We start from the raw sequence: 17177 nt of genomic DNA on the forward strand, positions 1-17177 counted from the left end.
GCCGCGGCTATTGTTGAGAACGTAGACGTGTAAGGTTTGAAGGCGTGCGACGCCTTAGGAAAAGGAGAGGCTCATGTTCTGTCCCACTTGTGGTTCTCCCATTTCGGATGATGCCAAATTCTGCCCTGTTTGCGGATCCGCCGTTGGTGCCGCTTCTGCCGCTGCGGCCCCGCAGCCCCAGCCCGCTCCGGCCCAGGCTATTCAGCCCGCGCCCCAGCCTCAGCAGCAGTACACCGGTCAATACGCCCAACAGTCCGCATCCGCTCCGATGGGCTATGACCCCATTAAGGCTGACCGCAGCCTGATCGGCTGGCTGCTGCTCTCTCTTGTGACCTGCGGTATCTATTCGTTCTACTTCCTGTATTGCTTGGCACGCGACGTCAACACGTTGTGTCAGGATGACGGCGATTACACGCCGGGTCTGGCGGAATTCATCCTTCTATCGTTTGTGACCTGCGGCTTCTACGCGTACTACTGGTATTACAAGATTGGCAACCGCCTGCAGGCCAACGCTCCTCGCTACGGCCTGGTGTTCCAGGAAAACGGCACCACCGTTCTTCTGTGGCAGATCTTCGGCGCGCTCCTGTGCGGCCTTGGTCCCATCTTCGCTATGAACATCGTCATCAATAATACCAATGCCATGGCAACGGCTTACAACACTCGCCTTGGCGCTCGTGCCTAACAATAAGGGCGGCGTGAACAGCTTCCAGGGACATAGGGGCACGGCAGAGCTCCTTCGCCGCGCCCTTTTTTGCACCGGCGCGCTCTTTGTCGCCTGGCTCGCGCTCTACCTGCTCGACATTGGCTGCATTTTTCGATTGATGACGGGCATTCCTTGTCCGGGATGCGGCATGACGAGGGCGTGGCTGGCGGCGCTGCGCCTCGATTATGCGGCTGCCTTTGCCTACCATCCGCTGTTTTGGGTGGTGCCGATTGCGTTTGTGCTCGCGTTCGTGCGCGAGGAGGTGGCATCGAGCAAGCTAAAGCGTGGTATCGACATTGCGGTCACCGTGTTGTGCGTGCTGGTCGTCGTCGTATGGATCGTGCGCCTCGTCAATCCGGCAGATGCCGGTCTGCTCTTTGGCGGCTATGCGCCCGCCGGAGTTCCCGACGATATCATCCACCTCGAACCCCCACGCTGGCTCACCATCCTTCGCTCTTACCTGGCATGACGGAGGACGCGCTAGAAAAACGGTCGACACATAAGCGGGGGCGAACGTTGAGATAACGTCCGCCCCCGCTTTGCTTTAGCCAGGCTGTTATGGATGGGCGTGACGGCTACTCGTCGCGCTTTTCCTCGTGGCGAGCGGCAGCCCGCGCATCGTGGATGCCCTTGATTGCAGCATGGCGGGCGGTGCGAGCATCGTGCATGGCGTCGCGCGCCTCAGCGGCCGTGGCCTTGGCAGAGCGCAGCTTGGCGGCCAAGTCGGGGTTGGTCTCGGCAACCGCGGCGATCGTGGGGCCGTCGAGCTCCTCTTGCGTGGGCTCGGCCAAAAAGTCGATAGCATACTGGGCGGCCACCATGGAGCCCTTTGCCAGCACGGTCTCGTCAATCTTGTAGAAGCAAGAATGTTGGGCGTACGTGGCGCCAATCTGGGGGTTGCGCGTGCCAACAAAGGCGAGCACGCCCGGCACGCGGCGCAGGTACTCCGAGAAGTCCTCGCCCGAAAGCGTGCCGCGATAATGGCCTTCGCCCGCGGGGCCCAAGCACTTGACCACGGCCTGACGACAACGCTCGCTCGAGGCGACGTCGTTTTCGACCTTGTAGTTGGCGATGGTGTAGTCGGTGAGCTCTGCCTCGGCGCCCAAGGCGGCCGCGGTATGCTCCACGATGCGGCGCATGAGCTCCGGCATTTCCTCGTGGGTCGAATCGCCGTAGGTGCGCACCGTGCCGGCGAGGTAGGCCGTGCCGGCGATAACGTTGCGTGCGGTGCCGCCGTGCAGCTCGCCGACGGTGATGACAGCCGGCTCGTAGGGGCTGATCTCGCGCGAGACGATGGTCTGCAGGGCGTTGACGATCTCTGCGGCCACCATAACGGCGTCGTGACCGCGCTGGGGCATGGCGCCGTGGCACGAGGTGCCGCGTACGTCGATACGGAACCAGTCGGTATTGGCCATGCGCGGTCCGGGCTCGCAGCTCACGGTGCCGGCGTCGACCTCGCTCCAGATGTGCGCGGCGTAGGCGCCATCGACGCCGTCGAGCACACCCGTGCCGATCATGAGCTTGGCGCCCTGGCCGTTTTCCTCGCTGGGCTGGAAGACGATGCGGACCTCGCCGTGGATGTCGTCGGTCATATGGCGCAGGATTTGCAGCGTGCCGAGCATCATGGCGATATGGCAGTCGTGGCCGCAGGCGTGCATACAGCCCTCGTTGACGCTGGCGAACTCCTCGCCGGTCTGCTCGGTAACGGGCAGGGCGTCGATATCGGCGCGCAGCAGGATGCGGCGGCGTGGCGTGCCGTCCTCGCGATAGGCGTCGGGCGCGGTGCCGCGAAGCGTTGCCACCAGGCCCGTCTTAAGGGGACGCTCGTAGGGGATATTCATGGCGTCGAGCTGGTTGGCGATGTCGGAGGTCGTGCGCTCCTCGGCGAGGCTCAGCTCCGGGTGCTTATGGAAGTGCCGGCGCTGCTTGATGATATATGGTTCAAACTCGGTAGCGATATCTTGGATGGCCGCGGTGACGTCGTCAGCCGCGCGAGCCTCGGTCGCCGCCATAATCTGCTGTGCCTTGGTCTTCGTCATGGTCGATTTGCTCCTTGCTGGGTTGATCGCAAAATCGTACAGGCTCTCTCCAGTATGCCACCTGCCGCTAGGGCTGGTAAAGTTGCCGTTTGCCGCTTGGGGTTTTGTTACAAGGGCGGGGGAGTACACTCGGGGGTGTTGAATTTCCTGCCAGAGATGGGGATGCCCATGCAACATATCGATCGGATTATCCGCTCCAAGAACGTCTTTACCGCGCAAGACGGCATCGATACCACCCGCGAGCTGGCGATTGCCATCGCAGGCGACCGTATCGTCGCAGTCGGTGCGCCCGATGACGTGATCGCCGCCGCTCCTGCCGCTACGTCGGTTATCGACTACGGCGAGCAGTTTGTCTGCCCCGGTTTCCATGACGCTCATCTGCACTTCTCCCATACCTCGGTCGGTTCCTCGCCGTACATGCTCATGGATATGGGCACGTCCGAGGCGGCGCTGGTGCAACATGCGCTCGAGTTTTCCCAGGACCTGCCCGACGACGCTTGGGTTGTGACGCAGGGCTGGCGCGACTACCGTTGGGACCCGCGCGAGCATCCTACCAAGGCGTCGCTCGATGTGGCATTCCCCGATCGTCCCTGTGTTATGTATTCGGGCGACGGGCACACGCTGTGGCTCAACAGCCGCGCACTCGATGCACTCGGCGTCACGCGCGACAGCGAGCCACCAGCGGGCGGTAGCTACGACAAGGACGCAAACGGCGAGCTCACGGGTATTGCTCACGAGGCGGCTGCCATGCAGCTGCTACCGCGCTGCCTTGAGTGGCTGGGCGAGGATCGCATCGCAAGCGCTTACGCCGATCAAATGAGGCGGATGGCCGAGCAGGGCATCACCTCGATATGCGATATGTCGCTCATGCCCATGCCGGGCTGCGATTTTATCCGCGACGACGTCTACGACAAACTGCAGGCAGCCGGCAAGTTGGGCATCCGAGCCCATTTGTTTCCCACGCTGCTGGATGACCAATCGCGCTTGGAAGAGCTGCAGGTACGTTACGCGAACAACGCGCTGCTTTCGGCGCCAGGCTTTAAGCAGTTCTTCGACGGCGTGTCGAGCGAACACACGGCCTATCTCACCGAGCCCTATACCAACCCGCGCTTCCCGGGCGATCAAGGTCGCCTGACGGTTCCTGCCGAGCGTATGCGCAAACTGGTCCTCGCTGCCGCGGAGCGCGGTCACACCGTGCGCATCCACGTCATTGGCGACGGTGCCATCCATGCCGCGCTCGATATCTTTGAGGAGGCCGCCGAACTGTATGGCCTGCCCCAGCACAGTCATAACACGCTCGAGCATCTGGAGAACCTCTTGCCCGAGGACATCGATCGTCTACGCAAGCTTAACGTCGTTGCCTCGAGCCAGCCCTGTCACATTACACTCGACCCGGGCGGCCCCGAGCGCGATCTGGGCCTGGAGCGCAGCCGCATCATGTGGCCGTTTGCGACCTATAAGCAGCGCGGCATTCGCCAAGCCTTCGGTACCGACAGCCCTATCACAGCTGTTACCAGCATGAACGTGCTCTACACGGCTATCACGCGCCAGGACCCCAAAAGCCACTGGCCCGAGGGCGGCTGGCTGCCGAGCGAGCGCATCGATGCAGCAACAGCCCTGCGCAACTACACCCTGGGCAGCGCGTACGCAGCGGGCGACGAGCAAAACCTCGGCAGCCTGGAACCCGGCAAATACGCCGACCTGGTAGTCCTGGATCAAAACCCACTCACCATCGACCCCCAAGAACTGCAAGCCACCAAGGTTCAGGCCACCTACCTGGCAGGTAACTTGATTTACGAGCGCTAACCCCACATCCACACCTCAGTTGCGGTGAAATAGTCCCTAAAATCGGCCTTCAAGCCCAAAAACAGGAACTATTCCACCGCAACTTAAAAGAGCGCGTCCCAACAACGTGCCCCTATCTTGTGCATTCCATCCGCATCGCCATTTTGCTGCACTGACTTCTCTGAATTCCGGGCCCTAGTTAGTCAACCTGGCTCCCGGGGCGGACCGGAGGGCATGAAGTTTGTCGCGAGTTCCGCACGCAAAGGAAAGCACTTAATGTGCTTTCCGTCTTGCGCAGGACTGTAGAGCAGCAAACTTCATGCCCTCCGGTCCGCCCCGGGAGCCACTTCTAAGTTATCCCCCGGCATTCAGAAAATCTAAGTGCCAAAAAATAAGATTTTTTGACTCCGTGTTGTATAACCCGCCATTCGTGGGTACCATTCAACGCGTACGCAAACAAAAAGGGTTAATTCGCGTGGCATAACCACGCGGCCCAAAAAGGAGGAGACAAGCATGTCGTCTTTGAAGCCGCTTGCAGATCGTGTTCTGGTCAAGCCCGACGAGGCCGAGCAGAAGACCGCTTCTGGTCTGTACATCGCCAGCAACGCCCAGGAGAAGCCGCAGCGCGGCACCATCGTTGCCGTTGGCGCCGGCAAGGTCAACGACAAGGGTGAGCGCATCCCCATGGACGTCAAGGTCGGTGACGTTGTCATCTACGGTAAGTTCGGTGGCAACGAGGTCAAGGTCGACGGCGAGAAGTATCTGCTGATGCGCGCCGACGACATCTACGCTGTCGTCGAGGCCTAGTCTCGTCAGAATCTCTGATTCGTCTTTGAACGCGCCCGCCGCATAGGACTCGGAAGCGGCGACGCGAGTCACATTTCTTTTGGAGGATTACCTACCATGGCAAAGAACATTACGTTCAACACCGATGCCCGCGCTAAGCTTGCCAAGGGCGTCAACACTCTGGCCGACGCCGTAACCGTCACCATGGGCCCCAAGGGTCGCTACGTTGCGCTGCAGCGTACGTTCGGTGCTCCGACCATCACCAACGACGGCGTTTCCGTCGCCAAGGAGATTGAGCTCGAGGACAACATCGAGAACATGGGCGCCCAGCTGGTGAAGGAGGTCGCCACCAAGACCAACGACACCGTGGGTGACGGCACCACCACCGCAACCCTGCTCGCTCAGGCCATCGTCAACGACGGTCTGCGCAACGTTGCTGCTGGCGCTAACCCGCTGGCCATCCGTCGCGGCATCGACAAGGCCGTCAACGCCGCCGTCGCCGAGATGAAGAAGCAGGCCAAGCCGGTCGAGACCAAGGAGCAGATTGCTTCCGTCGGTACCATCTCTGCCGGTGACCCCGAGGTCGGCGAGAAGATCGCCGAGGCCATGGAGGTCGTGGGCAAGGACGGCGTCATCACCGTCGAGGATTCCCAGACGTTCGACATCACCATCGACACCGTCGAGGGCATGCAGTTCGACAAGGGCTATGTCTCCGCTTACTTCGTCACGGACAACGACCGCATGGAGGCCGTGATGAAGGATCCGTACATCCTCATCACCGACCAGAAGATCTCCAGCGTTCAGGACATCATGCCCGTTCTCGAGGCTGTCCAGCGCGCTGGCCGTGGCCTGCTCATCATCGCTGAGGACATCGACGGCGAGGCTCTGCCTACCCTGGTCCTCAACAAGATCCGTGGCGCTCTCAACGTCTGCGCCGTCAAGGCTCCGGGCTACGGCGATCGCCGCAAGCGCATCCTCGAGGACATCGCCGTCCTCACCGGTGGCCAGGCCGCTCTGGACGAGCTGGGCGTGAAGGTCGCTGACATCACCGCCGATATGCTCGGTACCGCTAAGTCCGTCACCATCTCCAAGGACAACACCGTCGTCGTCGGCGGCGCTGGCTCCAAGGAGGCCATCGACGCTCGCATCGCTCAGATCAAGGGCGAGATGGAGAACACCACCTCTGACTTCGACCGCGAGAAGCTCCAGGAGCGCCTGGCCAAGCTCTCCGGTGGCGTTGCCGTCATCAAGGTCGGCGCTGCTACCGAGTCCGAGCTCAAGGAGATCAAGCACCGCGTCGAGGACGCCCTGCAGGCTACCCGTGCTGCTGTCGAGGAGGGCATTGTCGCCGGTGGCGGCGTCGCCTTCATGGACGCTGCTCCTGCGCTCGATGCTGTCGAGATTGACGACCCCGAGGAGAAGATCGGTGTCGACATCGTCAAGAAGGCTCTGACCGCTCCGGTCGCTACCATCGCCAAGAACGCTGGCTTTGAGGGCGCTGTCGTGGTCGACAAGGTTGCCGAGCTGCCCGCCGGCCAGGGTCTCAACTCTGCCAACGGCGAGTGGGGCGACATGATCGAGATGGGCGTCCTCGACCCCGTCAAGGTCAGCCGCGTCACCCTGCAGAACGCTGCTTCTGTCGCCAGCCTGATCCTCATCACCGAGGCTACCGTCTCCGATGTGCCCAAGAACACTCAGCTTGAGGACGCTATCGCTGCTGCTACCGCTGGTCAGCAGGGCGGCGGTATGTACTAAGGCCGACAAGGTCTAGAACTCCCACCGGGAATCCGGGGGCGGGACGGGGACTTCTCTCCGGAACGTCCTCGGACATGCAAAGAGGCTCCGCATCGCGCTTCGCGCTGCGGAGCCTCTTTGCGTCCTGCGGAATATTCCGGAGAGAAGCCCCGTCCCGCCCCCGGATTCCCTGCGTTTACGGCCTTGAGGTCGGCGGGCGGAGAAGGATGTGGTCGATAGGGATACGTGTCCCGGTCGCTGTTTCGCGGCTTTGCCGCGAAAGGCGCGTTACTTTGGCGTGGACGGAGAACGTGGTTATCGCGTTAACTTGTCCCGGTCGCATTTCTGGAGCGTTCCCCTCCCGCCATAAATTAGCCTCAGCATACTTGCACGAATACCCTCTCGTGCTACACTTGCAGTTGCTGTTTCAGGGCGGGGTGGAATTCCCCACTGGCGGTAAATCGGGCGGTGCCAAAGGGGTGCCGTGGCGCAGACGAGATGCCTGCGGCCGAGCCGATGAGCCCGCGACCCGTGCGTGCGTTGGTTCGCATGCCGGCTGAACTGGTGAGATCCCAGTACCAACGGTTAGAGTCCGGATGAAAGAGGCAGGTGATCTTATGTCTGAACAGTCACAGCATATCCATTTTGAGAACACGAATAGGTGGAGCACCAAACAGCTCGTTACCATGGCGTTGATGTGCGCCTTGGGCGCCTTGTTTATGTACGTGCAGCTGCCCATCCTTCCTTCGGCGCCGTTTTTGACGTATGACCCGTCGCTGGTGCCGGCGATGGTGTGTGGATTTGCGTATGGCCCTGGTGCCGGCACCGCTGTTGCCGCTATGGCGATTGTTATCCATGCGCTTACCACGGGCGACTGGGTCGGTGCGCTTATGAACCTGGTTGCCACGCTGGGCTACATTCTGCCCGCGGCTATCGTCTATCAGAAGATGCATACCTATAAGGGTGCCGTGATTGGCCTGGTGCTCGGCGTTATTGCCGCTACGGCGTTGTCTATGGTCGCAAATCTTACCATTGGCGTATGGTTCTGGTATGGCTCGGTCGATGTGATCGCCCCGCTTATGATTCCTGCCGTGCTGCCGTTCAACCTTATCAAGACCGTGCTTAACTCGGTATTGACGCTTGCGGTGTACAAGGCGGTCTCCAACCTCATCACGCCCAAGAAGGACCAGGTCAAAGGCCGCGCATGATTGAGTGTCGGGGCGTTTCCTTTAGCTATGACGGTGCCGTGCCGGCGCTCGACGGCGTCGATCTAAACATCGAGGACGGCGAGTTTTTCTGCATCCTCGGTGGTAATGGGTCGGGCAAGTCGACGTTTGCCAAGCATCTGAATGCACTGTTGCAGCCCGATGCGGGCACGGTGCGTATCAACGGTATGGATGCGTCCGACCTCGAGCTGGTCTATGACATTCGTTCGACCGCGGGCATGGTATTCCAGAATCCCGATGATCAGCTGGTGGCAACGCTTGTCGAAGATGACGTTGCGTTCGGTCCCGAAAACCTTGGCGTGCCATCGGCACAAATTGCGCAGCGCGTACGCGAGGCGCTGAAGGGCGTGGGCCTGGTGGGCTTTGAGCGCCACGAGACCCATGCGCTTTCGGGTGGCCAAAAGCAACGCGTGGCGCTTGCCGGCGTGCTTGCCATGGAACCGCGCGTTCTCATTTTGGACGAGGCTTCCTCGATGCTCGATCCGCGTGGGCGTAAGGGCCTCATGAAGGCTTGCCGCGCGTTGCACGCTCGCGGTATGACCATCGTGATGATTACGCACTTTATGGAAGAAGCCGCCGAGGCCGATCGTGTCGCGGTGTTTCGGGCGGGGCACGTTGCCATGCTCGGTACGCCCGAGGAAATTTTGACGCGGGCGGATGAGCTTGCGCAGCTCAACCTGGATATGCCGGAGTCGTGTCGTCTGGGCATGGCGCTTCGTACGAAGGGCGTGCCTGTTCATGCGCAGGTGCGCGAGGTGGATATGGTCGCTGAGATTGCGCAGGCTTATGCCGAGCGAAGTGGGGCAGACACCGCGGGACAGTCTTCCGCATCCCAGTTGGAAATCGCTGACGGCACTGTTCCGGTAGACAACGAGGACAACGCGTCGGAGCCCGTCATCGAACTATCCCATGTTTCGTACAGTTATTCGCTCAGTCCGCGCGAGCGCCACCGCTGGCACAAGCGCTCGGCCACTGCGGGCAAATCGAACAAACAAGCCCTTTGGGGAAACGACCCCAGCAGCCCGTGGGCGCTGCGCGATGTATCGCTGACGGTGCGTCGCGGCGAGTTCCTGGGCTTGGCAGGTCATACCGGTTCGGGTAAGTCGACGCTGGTCCAGCATCTCAACGGTTTGATTCGCCCCCAGGAGGGATCCGTTCGCGCGCTGGAGCTCGATCTATCAAACAAGAAAGACGCCGCCGCGGTTAAGGCCAAGGTCGGCGTGGTGTTTCAATATCCCGAGCGTCAGCTGTTTGCCGAAACCGTGGCACAGGACGTGGCGTTTGGTCCGCACAACCTTGGCTTGCCGCAAGATGAAGTCGACCGTCGTGTCGAGTCGTCGCTCTCGCGCGTGGGCCTCGACCTTTCCACGGTCGGCGACAAGAGTCCCTTTGAGCTTTCGGGCGGTCAGCAACGGCGTGTGGCATTCGCCGGCGTGCTCGCCATGGAGCCCGAAGTCCTGGTGCTCGATGAACCCATGGCGGGGCTCGACCCGGCTGCGCGCAGGGATTTCTTAGGGCTCATCGATCGACTCCATCGCGAGGGCCTGACCGTTGTCATGGTTTCGCACAGCATGGATGACCTGGCCAATTGCTGCGACCGCATCGTCGTGATGAACGAGGGCGCGGTGTTTGCCGAAGGCACGCCCGCTCAGGTTTTTGCGCATGCGGATGAGCTTAAATCAATCGGCTTGGGTGTTCCCGCTGCCCAGCGCATGGCGCTGGCGCTTGCGAAGGCAGGCGTGCCGCTGCGCTTTGACGGCCTCTATACGGTTGAGTCGCTGGCAGACGAGTTGGTGGACCTGCTAATCGGTCGCTCGGGCGGTCCTTCTAACGTCGCGGACATTGCTAATTCCAAGACGGTCGCGCGAGAGGAGGGCTGCTGATGGAGGCGTTTTCGTTTGGCAGTTACTATCCCGGCGATAGTGCAATCCACCGCCTGGACCCGCGAACCAAGTTGCTCTTGGGCTTTGTGTTTCTGATCACGACGCTCACGGTCAGTGGCTTCCGCGGACTGGCCCCGGTCGCAATTTTCGTTGTGCTGACCTATGCCGTGTCTCGGGTGCCGGTTCGTCGCGTTCTGTCGTCGATGGCGCCGCTGCTGGCAATCGTCGTCGTGGTCGCGGTGCTCAACTTGTTTACCGATCAGAGTGGGCGCATCCTGTGGCAGCTCGGCTTTCTGCAGATAAGCGAGGGCTCACTGCGTTCTGCCGCCTTTATGGCGTGCCGCCTGGCGTTGATGATGGCCGGTATGAGCGCCATTACACTCACCACGCCGACGCTCGACCTCACCGCGGGCTTTGAGCGCCTGCTCGCGCCGTTTGCGCGTGTGGGACTTCCTGCGCACGAGCTCGGCATGATCATGGGTATCGCGCTACGCTTTATGCCGCAGTTTGCCACTGAGATGAAGCAGACGGCCGATGCACAGGCAAGCCGCGGTGCGCGCGTGACGGGCGGTCCGCTCGGTGGCGTACGCATGCTCGGCAGTGTGGCGATCCCGCTGTTCACCGGCGTGTTCCGCCATGCCGAGACGCTTTCGGCCGCCATGGATGCGCGTTGCTATCACGGCGAACAGGGACGCACGCGTCTGCATGCACTTACGTTTGGCCGCGGCGATGCGTTGGCGGCGGTGGTGACGGCGTTGCTGCTCATCTGCGTCATCGTCATCAACCTTCAACTTGTTTAGGCGCGATTCGAGCGCAAGAAAGGGGTCCCTATGATCGACAACGACCGCACGGCTCAGCTTGAGCGCGCCTGTTCGTATCTCAGGCGCATTCCGGCGTGGTATCTGGCCACGACCGATGTAGCCGACGGGCATCAGCCTCGCGTGAGGCCGTTTTCGTTTGCCATGGTCGATGACGGTAAACTGTGGTTTTGTACGTCGCGCGACAAAGATGTGTGGGCGGAGCTGAGCGCGAATCCCAAGTTTGAGCTCTCGGGCTGGAAGCCGGGGGAATGTTGGATCGTATTGACCGGCGAAGCCGCACTTGAGGACGACGCAGTTGCGAGCGACAAGGTGCGTCAAGCGGGTTTTAAGCACATGGTGGGCATTGGCGCGGAACACGAGAGTGCCAACGACGGCCGCCTTGCTTTCTTTTCGGTCCGCAATATTGCCGCGCGCTTCTGTGATATCGACGGCAGCGAGGAGCGCCAGGAGCTCTAGCTCGCACAAACCAGGCTCCCAAACTAGCTAGTACAGGAGGAAACGTGGACGGATTGAATACGGTGCTGGAGTATCTGACGTCGGTGCCGGCGTGGTATCTGGCGACGAGTGTGGACGGGCAGCCGCATGTGCGTCCGTTCTCGTTTGCACAGATTCAGGACGGCAAGCTGTGGTTTGTGACGGCGCGCACCAAAGATGTGTGGCAGGAGCTGCTGCAAAACCAGCGCTTTGAGGCCACGAGTTGGTGGCCGGGCCATGGCTGGCTCATCTTGCGCGGGCGTGCCGGCTTGGATGACCGGGCTTTAGACGAAATGCGCGAAGCCGGGTGGAAGCATCTAGAGCACCTGGGCGAGCACTATGAGGGGCCTAACGACCCCACGCTCGTCTTCTTTAGCGTCGAGGATCCCGAGGCTTTTATCTGCAATCACGACGAATGGGTGCCGGTCGAGCTCTAGCCGGCTGGCTCATCCTAACAACTTGGTTTTCGCATGGGCGGGCCCCGTATTGCCCGGTGCCGTTAGGAGCGCCGGTCAATACGGGGCCCGCTCCATTTGTCAATTCCTTCAAGCGAATGTGTCGGGATTGTTTCAATGCATGAATATGCAAGCCATTTACGTGTTCATGCATCTTTTGGTGCTAAAGTTTCAACCCACTTCATAACGACCACTGCGAAATGCGCATCGGTGCATAAATCGCAGACAAGGAGTCTGATATGTCTTTAAAGGTTGGAATCGTCGGCGCGGCTGGATATGCCGGAGCCGAGCTCATTCGCCTCGTGCTCGGCCATCCCGAGTTTGAACTTGTCGCCATTACGTCCAACGCCGATGCTGGCCAGCCGCTGTCTTCGGTCTATCCGAGCTTTGCCGGCGTGAGCGATCTGCTTTTTACCACGCACGACGCCCCCGAGCTCAAGAGCTGCGATGCGGTTTTTCTTGCTGTGCCGCACACGGCTGCCATGGCACAGGTGCCCGCGCTCCTTGCCGCAGGCGTTTCCTGCTTCGATTTGTCTGCCGACTACCGTCTGAGCGATCCGGCCGTGTTCGAGGCGTGGTATGCCGCCGCGCATACGAGCCCCGAGCTGCTCAAGACGCGTGCTTTCGGCCTCCCCGAGCTGTTCTGCCAGGACTTAGAGACCGCTGCTTCCAGCCATGCCGACGGCAAACCCGTGCTGGTCGCCTGCGCCGGTTGCTATCCCACCGCAACGAGCCTTGCCGCCGCGCCCGCCGTGCGCGCTGGCTGGGTTGCCCAGAGCGGCCCCGTGATCGTTGATGCCATCAGCGGTGTGACGGGTGCCGGCAAGTCCTGCAACGCTCGTACGCATTTTTGCAGCGCTGACGAGAACTTGGAGGCCTACGGCGTGGGCAAGCATCGCCACACGCCCGAGATTGAGCAAATCCTTGGCCTGACCGATCGCGTCGTCTTCACCCCGCATCTGGCACCGCTCAAGCGCGGCCTGCTCTCCACGGTGACGCTGCCGCTCACGCCGCAGGCCATCGACTCCCTGGCTCTTGAGGATGTTGTCGACTATTACAAGCAGTTCTACGCTGGACGCACCTTTGTGCGTGTGCTCGACGCCGGCCAGCAGCCCAAGACGGCTTCGGTCGTCGGCACCAACGCCGCCCAGATCGGCCTCGCGCTCAACAAGCGCGCGGGCGTGCTGGTGGCGACGGGCGCCATCGACAATCTGTGCAAGGGCGCTGCGGGCCAAGCAGTCCAGTGCGCCAATATCGTCTTTGGCTTTGACGAGCGACGAGGCTTGCCCACAGTGGCGTGCCCGGTGTAGCACATTCGATTGTTAACGATTTGGTAGTCGGGCATCGAGTGGGGCGCCACTCTTAAGCTGGTCTCATGATCACGACTGGCATGGCGCACCAACCGATGTCCGTTTTTTGTTTGACATAAGGAGTCATAAAGACGATGAATACCGAGCTGTTTGATATCAAGATTCGCGCCGTCGAGGGTGGCGTTACGGCTGCGGCTGGTTTTAAAGCTGCGGGCATCCACGCTGGGTTCCGCAAGAACCCCGAGCGTTTGGATTACGCGCTCGTCGTGCCCGATAAACCCTGTCCCGGTGCCGGCGTGTTTACCACCAATCGCTTTTGCGCGGCGCCCGTGCAAGTGAGCCGTGCCAACCTGGGCGGTGCCGACAAGGGTTACGGTATCATCGCCGGCGTTTCGGTCAACTCTGGCAATGCCAACGCCGCCACGGGTGAGACCGGCCTTGCATGCGCGCGCGAGACGTGCAGCATCGCATCGCAGGTCATCGGCTGCGAGCCCCAGCAGATTCTGGTTGCCTCCACGGGCGTGATTGGCCAGATTCTGCCGATCGACACGTTTGAGACCGCCATTCCTGCTGCCTACGAGGCGCTCTCCGCCCACGGTGGCGCCGATGCCGCTCGCGCCATCATGACGACTGACACGCACTCCAAGGAGTACGCCGTGTCCTATGTCAGCGAGGCTGCGGGTCATGCGGGCAATGTCTATACGGTAGGCGGAATGTGCAAGGGCTCGGGCATGATCATGCCCAATATGGCCACCATGATCGCGGTTATTACTACCGATGCCCCCGTCGAGCCTGCGGCACTTCATGCCCTGCTGCTCTCGACCGTCAAGCAGACCTTTAACAAGGTAACGGTCGATTCCGACACCTCGACCAACGACACCTGCATCATGCTTGCCTCCGGCGCCGCTGCCGCAGATGCCGAGCCTATCGTCGAGGGCTCCGATGCCTTCGACGAGTTGGCATTTGCCGTGCACGAGGTGTGCGAGAGCCTGGCGCGCAATATCGCCGCCGATGGTGAGGGCGCATCCAAGCTTGTTACGGTCAACGTTACCGGCGCCGTGAACGACGAGGAGGCCGATATCGCCGCCCGTGCCGTTTCCAACTCGCCGCTCGTTAAGACCTGCATCGCCGGCCACGACTGCAACTGGGGCCGTGTTGCCATGGCGCTTGGCAAGTGCGGCGTGAAGTTTAATCAGGAAGACGTTTCCATCGACATGATGGGCATGCCTGTCTGTCGCGACGGTCTGACTGTTCCCTTTGATGAGGACGAGGCTCTACGACGTTTCGAGGCGCCCGAGATCGTGATCTCGGCCGACCTGGGCGCAGGCGACGCGGCAACGACCGTGTGGACCTGCGACCTCACGCATGAGTACATCTCCATCAACGGCGACTACCGTTCCTAGATTCCGGGCACGCTGCGCATCTTGCCGCGATTGCGGACAGCGGAGCACGGCGCGATAACGATACGAAAGACGAGGCAGATTATGAAATTCGCACGCGATTGTCGTTCGAGCGAATCCAACGAAGCAACCGCGCAGCTGCTGTTCGAAGCGCTGCCGTGGATTAAGAACCTGACCGGCAAGACGGTTGTTATCAAATATGGCGGAGCCGCCATGGTTGATGAGCAGCTGCGCCGCGACGTGATGAGCGACATCGTTTTGCTCAAGATCATCGGTATGCGCCCCGTCATCGTGCATGGCGGTGGCAAGGCTATCAACGAGGCGCTCAGCCACTACGACATCCCCGTCGAGTTTAAGAACGGCCAGCGCGTGACTACGCCTGCCACCATGGACATCGTGCGTGAGGTACTGGGCGGCAAGGTCAATCAGGAGCTGGTCGCGGCGCTCAACCACCACGGCAACCTGGCCGTGGGCGTGTCCGGCAGCGACGCCGGCACCCTTATCGCCGAGCCGCTCGACCCAGAGCTCGGCCGCGTGGGCAAGGTCACGCACGTCAACACCGACTATATCGAGCGCCTGCTCGATAGCGAGTACATCCCCGTCATCGCTACCGTCGCGGCGGGGGAGGACGGCGGTTTCTTCAACATCAACGCCGACACCGCCGCCGGTGCCGTTGCCGCGGCGCTCCACGCGCATAAGGCGATCTTTTTGACCGATGTCGATGGCCTGTACAAGGACTTTAGCGACAAGGACTCGCTTATCTCCAACCTAACGCTCGACGAGGTTAACGAAATGCTCTACGGCGGCGAGGTCGATAAGGGCATGATTCCCAAGCTGCGTGCGGCCGTCGATGCGCTTACCGGCGGCGTATTTCGTGCCCACATCATTAACGGTACTACGCCGCATTCGCTGCTCCTGGAGCTGCTGACCGATGCCGGCGTCGGCACCGTGATCCATTCCACCGAGACGGCTTACGAGTTCGATACGCATCCGCATCCGCTTTCGACGTTTGCTGCGCGTCTGACCGAGAACCTTGACGAGGTCGAGAAGCTTCAGACGGTCTAGCTGACCCTCAGCCGCCCCATTCCTGCACCCATAGCCCCGCGCCGTCTGGCGCCCAACGAAAGGCATCTCATGTCACTTGCAGCTCAGCAATCGCTTGAATCCCATTACGTTATGCATACCTTTGGCCGCTCTCCGGTCGAGTTTGTCGAGGGTCACGGCATGAAGCTCACCGGCGACGATGGCCGTGAGTACCTCGACTTTCTTGCCGGCATCGGCGTGTGCAGCCTAGGTCATGGCGACCCGGCTGTGCTTTCGGCGCTCGAGGCACAGACCAAAAAGCTCATGCATGTCTCCAATTACTTCTACATTGAGCAGCGCGGACAGGTCGCGGCGCTGCTGTCCAAGCTTGCTAACGACGACGTAGATGGTGCGCGCGTGCTTGCCGATGCCGTTGTCGCCGGCGATGAGACCACGGCAGCTGCTCTTGGTGCCCCGGCTGCGGATGAGCAGGTTTGGGAGACCTTCTTTGCCAACTCTGGCGCCGAGGCCAACGAGGGCTCGATGAAGCTCGCGCGCCTGTACGCCAAGCGTGCCGGTAATGGCGGCAACACCATCGTGTGCATGCGCGGCGGGTTCCACGGCCGTACGCTCGAGACCATTGCCGCCACCATGCAGGATTGGCTGCAGGACAGCTTCCGCCCACTGCCGGGTGGCTTTGTGGCCTGCACGCCCAACGATGTCGATGAACTGCGTGCGATCTTTAAGCAGCTGGGCAGTGAAATTTGCGCCGTGATGCTCGAGCCGATCCAAGGTGAGAGTGGCGTGCACCCCATGACCGAGGAGTTTATGGCGGCGGCGCGCGACCTGGCACACGAAGTGGGCGCCGTGCTTATCGCCGACGAGGTCCAGTGCGGCATCTTCCGCTCTGGCAAGCCGTTTGCATTCCAAACCTATGGCGTGGAGCCTGACATCATGAGCCTTGCCAAGGGCATTGCCGACGGCGTGCCCATGGGTGCCGTGGTGGCAAAGAAGGAAATCGCCGACGTCTTTAAGCCCGGCGATCATGGTTCGACCTTTGGCGGTAGCTGCCTGGCCATCACGGCGTGTGCCGCGACGCTCTCCGCGCTCGTGCGCGGCGATTATGCCGACCATGCTGCCAAGGTAGGCGCCTATATGGAGGCAAAGCTCGCTAAGCTGCCGCACGTGACCGAGGTGCGTGGCCGCGGCTTGATGCTCGGCTGTGATTTGGATGATGCTGCGGGCGATGCGCATGATATTGTTGCCCGCGCGCTGGCCGCCGGTGCCGTGATTAACGCTACGGGTGCCCATACGCTGCGTTTCCTGCCGCCGCTCGTCTGCGAGGAAGCCGACGTGGATAGTCTGATTGAGATCCTGTCGGGTGTCTTGGGCTAACGCGGTGCAATAACTCAATTTGGACCGGGTTCCGGACTGCTGACGGGTAGCGCACAGAGATGTGGTGTAAGAGGCGGGGCATGCCCCGCCTCCGCCCTTTCTTGAAAGGGAGGGGACACCGCCTAGAATTCGTCGTTGGAGTA

Annotated in this window: 15 protein-coding genes and 1 riboswitch; of the genes, 14 read left to right on the forward strand and 1 reads right to left on the reverse strand. The window is 61.3% G+C overall.

Annotation, left to right across the window (positions count from 1 at the left end; genetic code table 11):
* The first annotated feature begins 73 nt into the window (after nt 1-73).
* Together ACKUTP_RS04020 and ACKUTP_RS04025 are read left to right on the forward strand one after the other, a co-directional pair.
* The gene (locus tag ACKUTP_RS04020) at nt 74-682 is read left to right on the forward strand and encodes a DUF4234 domain-containing protein (protein ID WP_138339567.1); all 609 of its coding nucleotides are present in this window, start codon (nt 74-76) and stop codon (nt 680-682) included.
* Entirely contained in the window at nt 675-1172 is a 498-nt protein-coding gene (locus tag ACKUTP_RS04025; protein WP_161115103.1) for a DUF2752 domain-containing protein, read from the forward strand. Before ACKUTP_RS04020 ends, ACKUTP_RS04025 begins: the two co-directional genes overlap by 8 nt.
* Nucleotides 1173-1278: 106 nt before the next feature.
* Here ACKUTP_RS04025 and ACKUTP_RS04030 read toward each other — a convergent pair whose 3' ends face one another.
* Nucleotides 1279-2742 (reverse strand): M20 family metallopeptidase, encoded by a 1464-nt coding sequence (locus ACKUTP_RS04030; RefSeq protein ID WP_409063604.1) that lies wholly within the window; start codon nt 2740-2742, stop codon nt 1279-1281.
* A 168-nt stretch (nt 2743-2910) separates the two neighbouring features.
* On the opposite strand from ACKUTP_RS04030, the gene ACKUTP_RS04035 reads away from it, so the two are divergent.
* From ACKUTP_RS04035 to ACKUTP_RS04090, 12 genes are all read left to right on the forward strand, one after another.
* Complete coding sequence (locus ACKUTP_RS04035; RefSeq protein WP_409063605.1) at nt 2911-4548, forward strand: amidohydrolase; 1638 nt, start codon at nt 2911-2913, stop codon at nt 4546-4548.
* Nucleotides 4549-5040: 492 nt separating this feature from the next.
* Nucleotides 5041-5334 (forward strand): co-chaperone GroES, encoded by a 294-nt coding sequence (groES, locus tag ACKUTP_RS04040; protein WP_022094351.1) that lies wholly within the window; start codon nt 5041-5043, stop codon nt 5332-5334.
* A gap of 96 nt (nt 5335-5430) precedes the next feature.
* Nucleotides 5431-7068, forward strand: a complete 1638-nt coding sequence (gene groL / locus ACKUTP_RS04045; protein WP_006234938.1) for a chaperonin GroEL — start codon at nt 5431-5433, stop codon at nt 7066-7068.
* Between the two features lie 398 nt (nt 7069-7466).
* Nucleotides 7467-7659: riboswitch (FMN riboswitch) on the forward strand.
* Nucleotides 7660-7664: 5 nt separating this feature from the next.
* Nucleotides 7665-8255, forward strand: coding sequence for an ECF transporter S component (locus tag ACKUTP_RS04050; RefSeq protein ID WP_055252299.1), 591 nt, complete (start codon nt 7665-7667; stop codon nt 8253-8255).
* A complete protein-coding gene (locus tag ACKUTP_RS04055; protein WP_409063606.1) occupies nt 8252-10156 on the forward strand; it encodes an energy-coupling factor transporter ATPase in 1905 nt (634 codons plus the stop codon). The genes ACKUTP_RS04050 and ACKUTP_RS04055 overlap by 4 nt, the downstream gene beginning before the upstream one ends.
* Entirely contained in the window at nt 10156-10956 is an 801-nt protein-coding gene (locus tag ACKUTP_RS04060; RefSeq protein WP_409063607.1) for an energy-coupling factor transporter transmembrane component T family protein, read from the forward strand. Before ACKUTP_RS04055 ends, ACKUTP_RS04060 begins: the two co-directional genes overlap by 1 nt.
* 30 nt (nt 10957-10986) lie before the next feature.
* A complete protein-coding gene (locus ACKUTP_RS04065; RefSeq protein WP_409063608.1) occupies nt 10987-11433 on the forward strand; it encodes a pyridoxamine 5'-phosphate oxidase family protein in 447 nt (148 codons plus the stop codon).
* A gap of 44 nt (nt 11434-11477) precedes the next feature.
* Nucleotides 11478-11888 carry a pyridoxamine 5'-phosphate oxidase family protein gene (locus ACKUTP_RS04070; protein ID WP_117745769.1) on the forward strand — a complete coding sequence of 137 codons (411 nt, stop codon included), beginning with the start codon at nt 11478-11480 and terminating at the stop codon, nt 11886-11888.
* A gap of 257 nt (nt 11889-12145) precedes the next feature.
* A complete protein-coding gene (argC, locus tag ACKUTP_RS04075; RefSeq protein WP_161144648.1) occupies nt 12146-13216 on the forward strand; it encodes an N-acetyl-gamma-glutamyl-phosphate reductase in 1071 nt (356 codons plus the stop codon).
* 134 nt (nt 13217-13350) lie between these two features.
* Nucleotides 13351-14619, forward strand: a complete 1269-nt coding sequence (gene argJ / locus ACKUTP_RS04080; protein WP_192919502.1) for a bifunctional glutamate N-acetyltransferase/amino-acid acetyltransferase ArgJ — start codon at nt 13351-13353, stop codon at nt 14617-14619.
* 81 nt (nt 14620-14700) lie between these two features.
* Nucleotides 14701-15681 (forward strand): acetylglutamate kinase, encoded by a 981-nt coding sequence (gene argB / locus ACKUTP_RS04085; protein WP_117734280.1) that lies wholly within the window; start codon nt 14701-14703, stop codon nt 15679-15681.
* 69 nt (nt 15682-15750) lie between these two features.
* On the forward strand, nt 15751-17034 hold the full coding sequence (locus tag ACKUTP_RS04090) for an aminotransferase class III-fold pyridoxal phosphate-dependent enzyme (protein ID WP_161115109.1): 1284 nt from the start codon (nt 15751-15753) through the stop codon (nt 17032-17034).
* The last annotated feature ends 143 nt before the right edge of the window (nt 17035-17177 follow it).

The sequence above is a fragment of the Collinsella sp. wc0529 genome (assembly GCF_046116875.1).
In the GTDB taxonomy this organism is placed as follows: Bacteria; Actinomycetota; Coriobacteriia; order Coriobacteriales; family Coriobacteriaceae; genus Collinsella.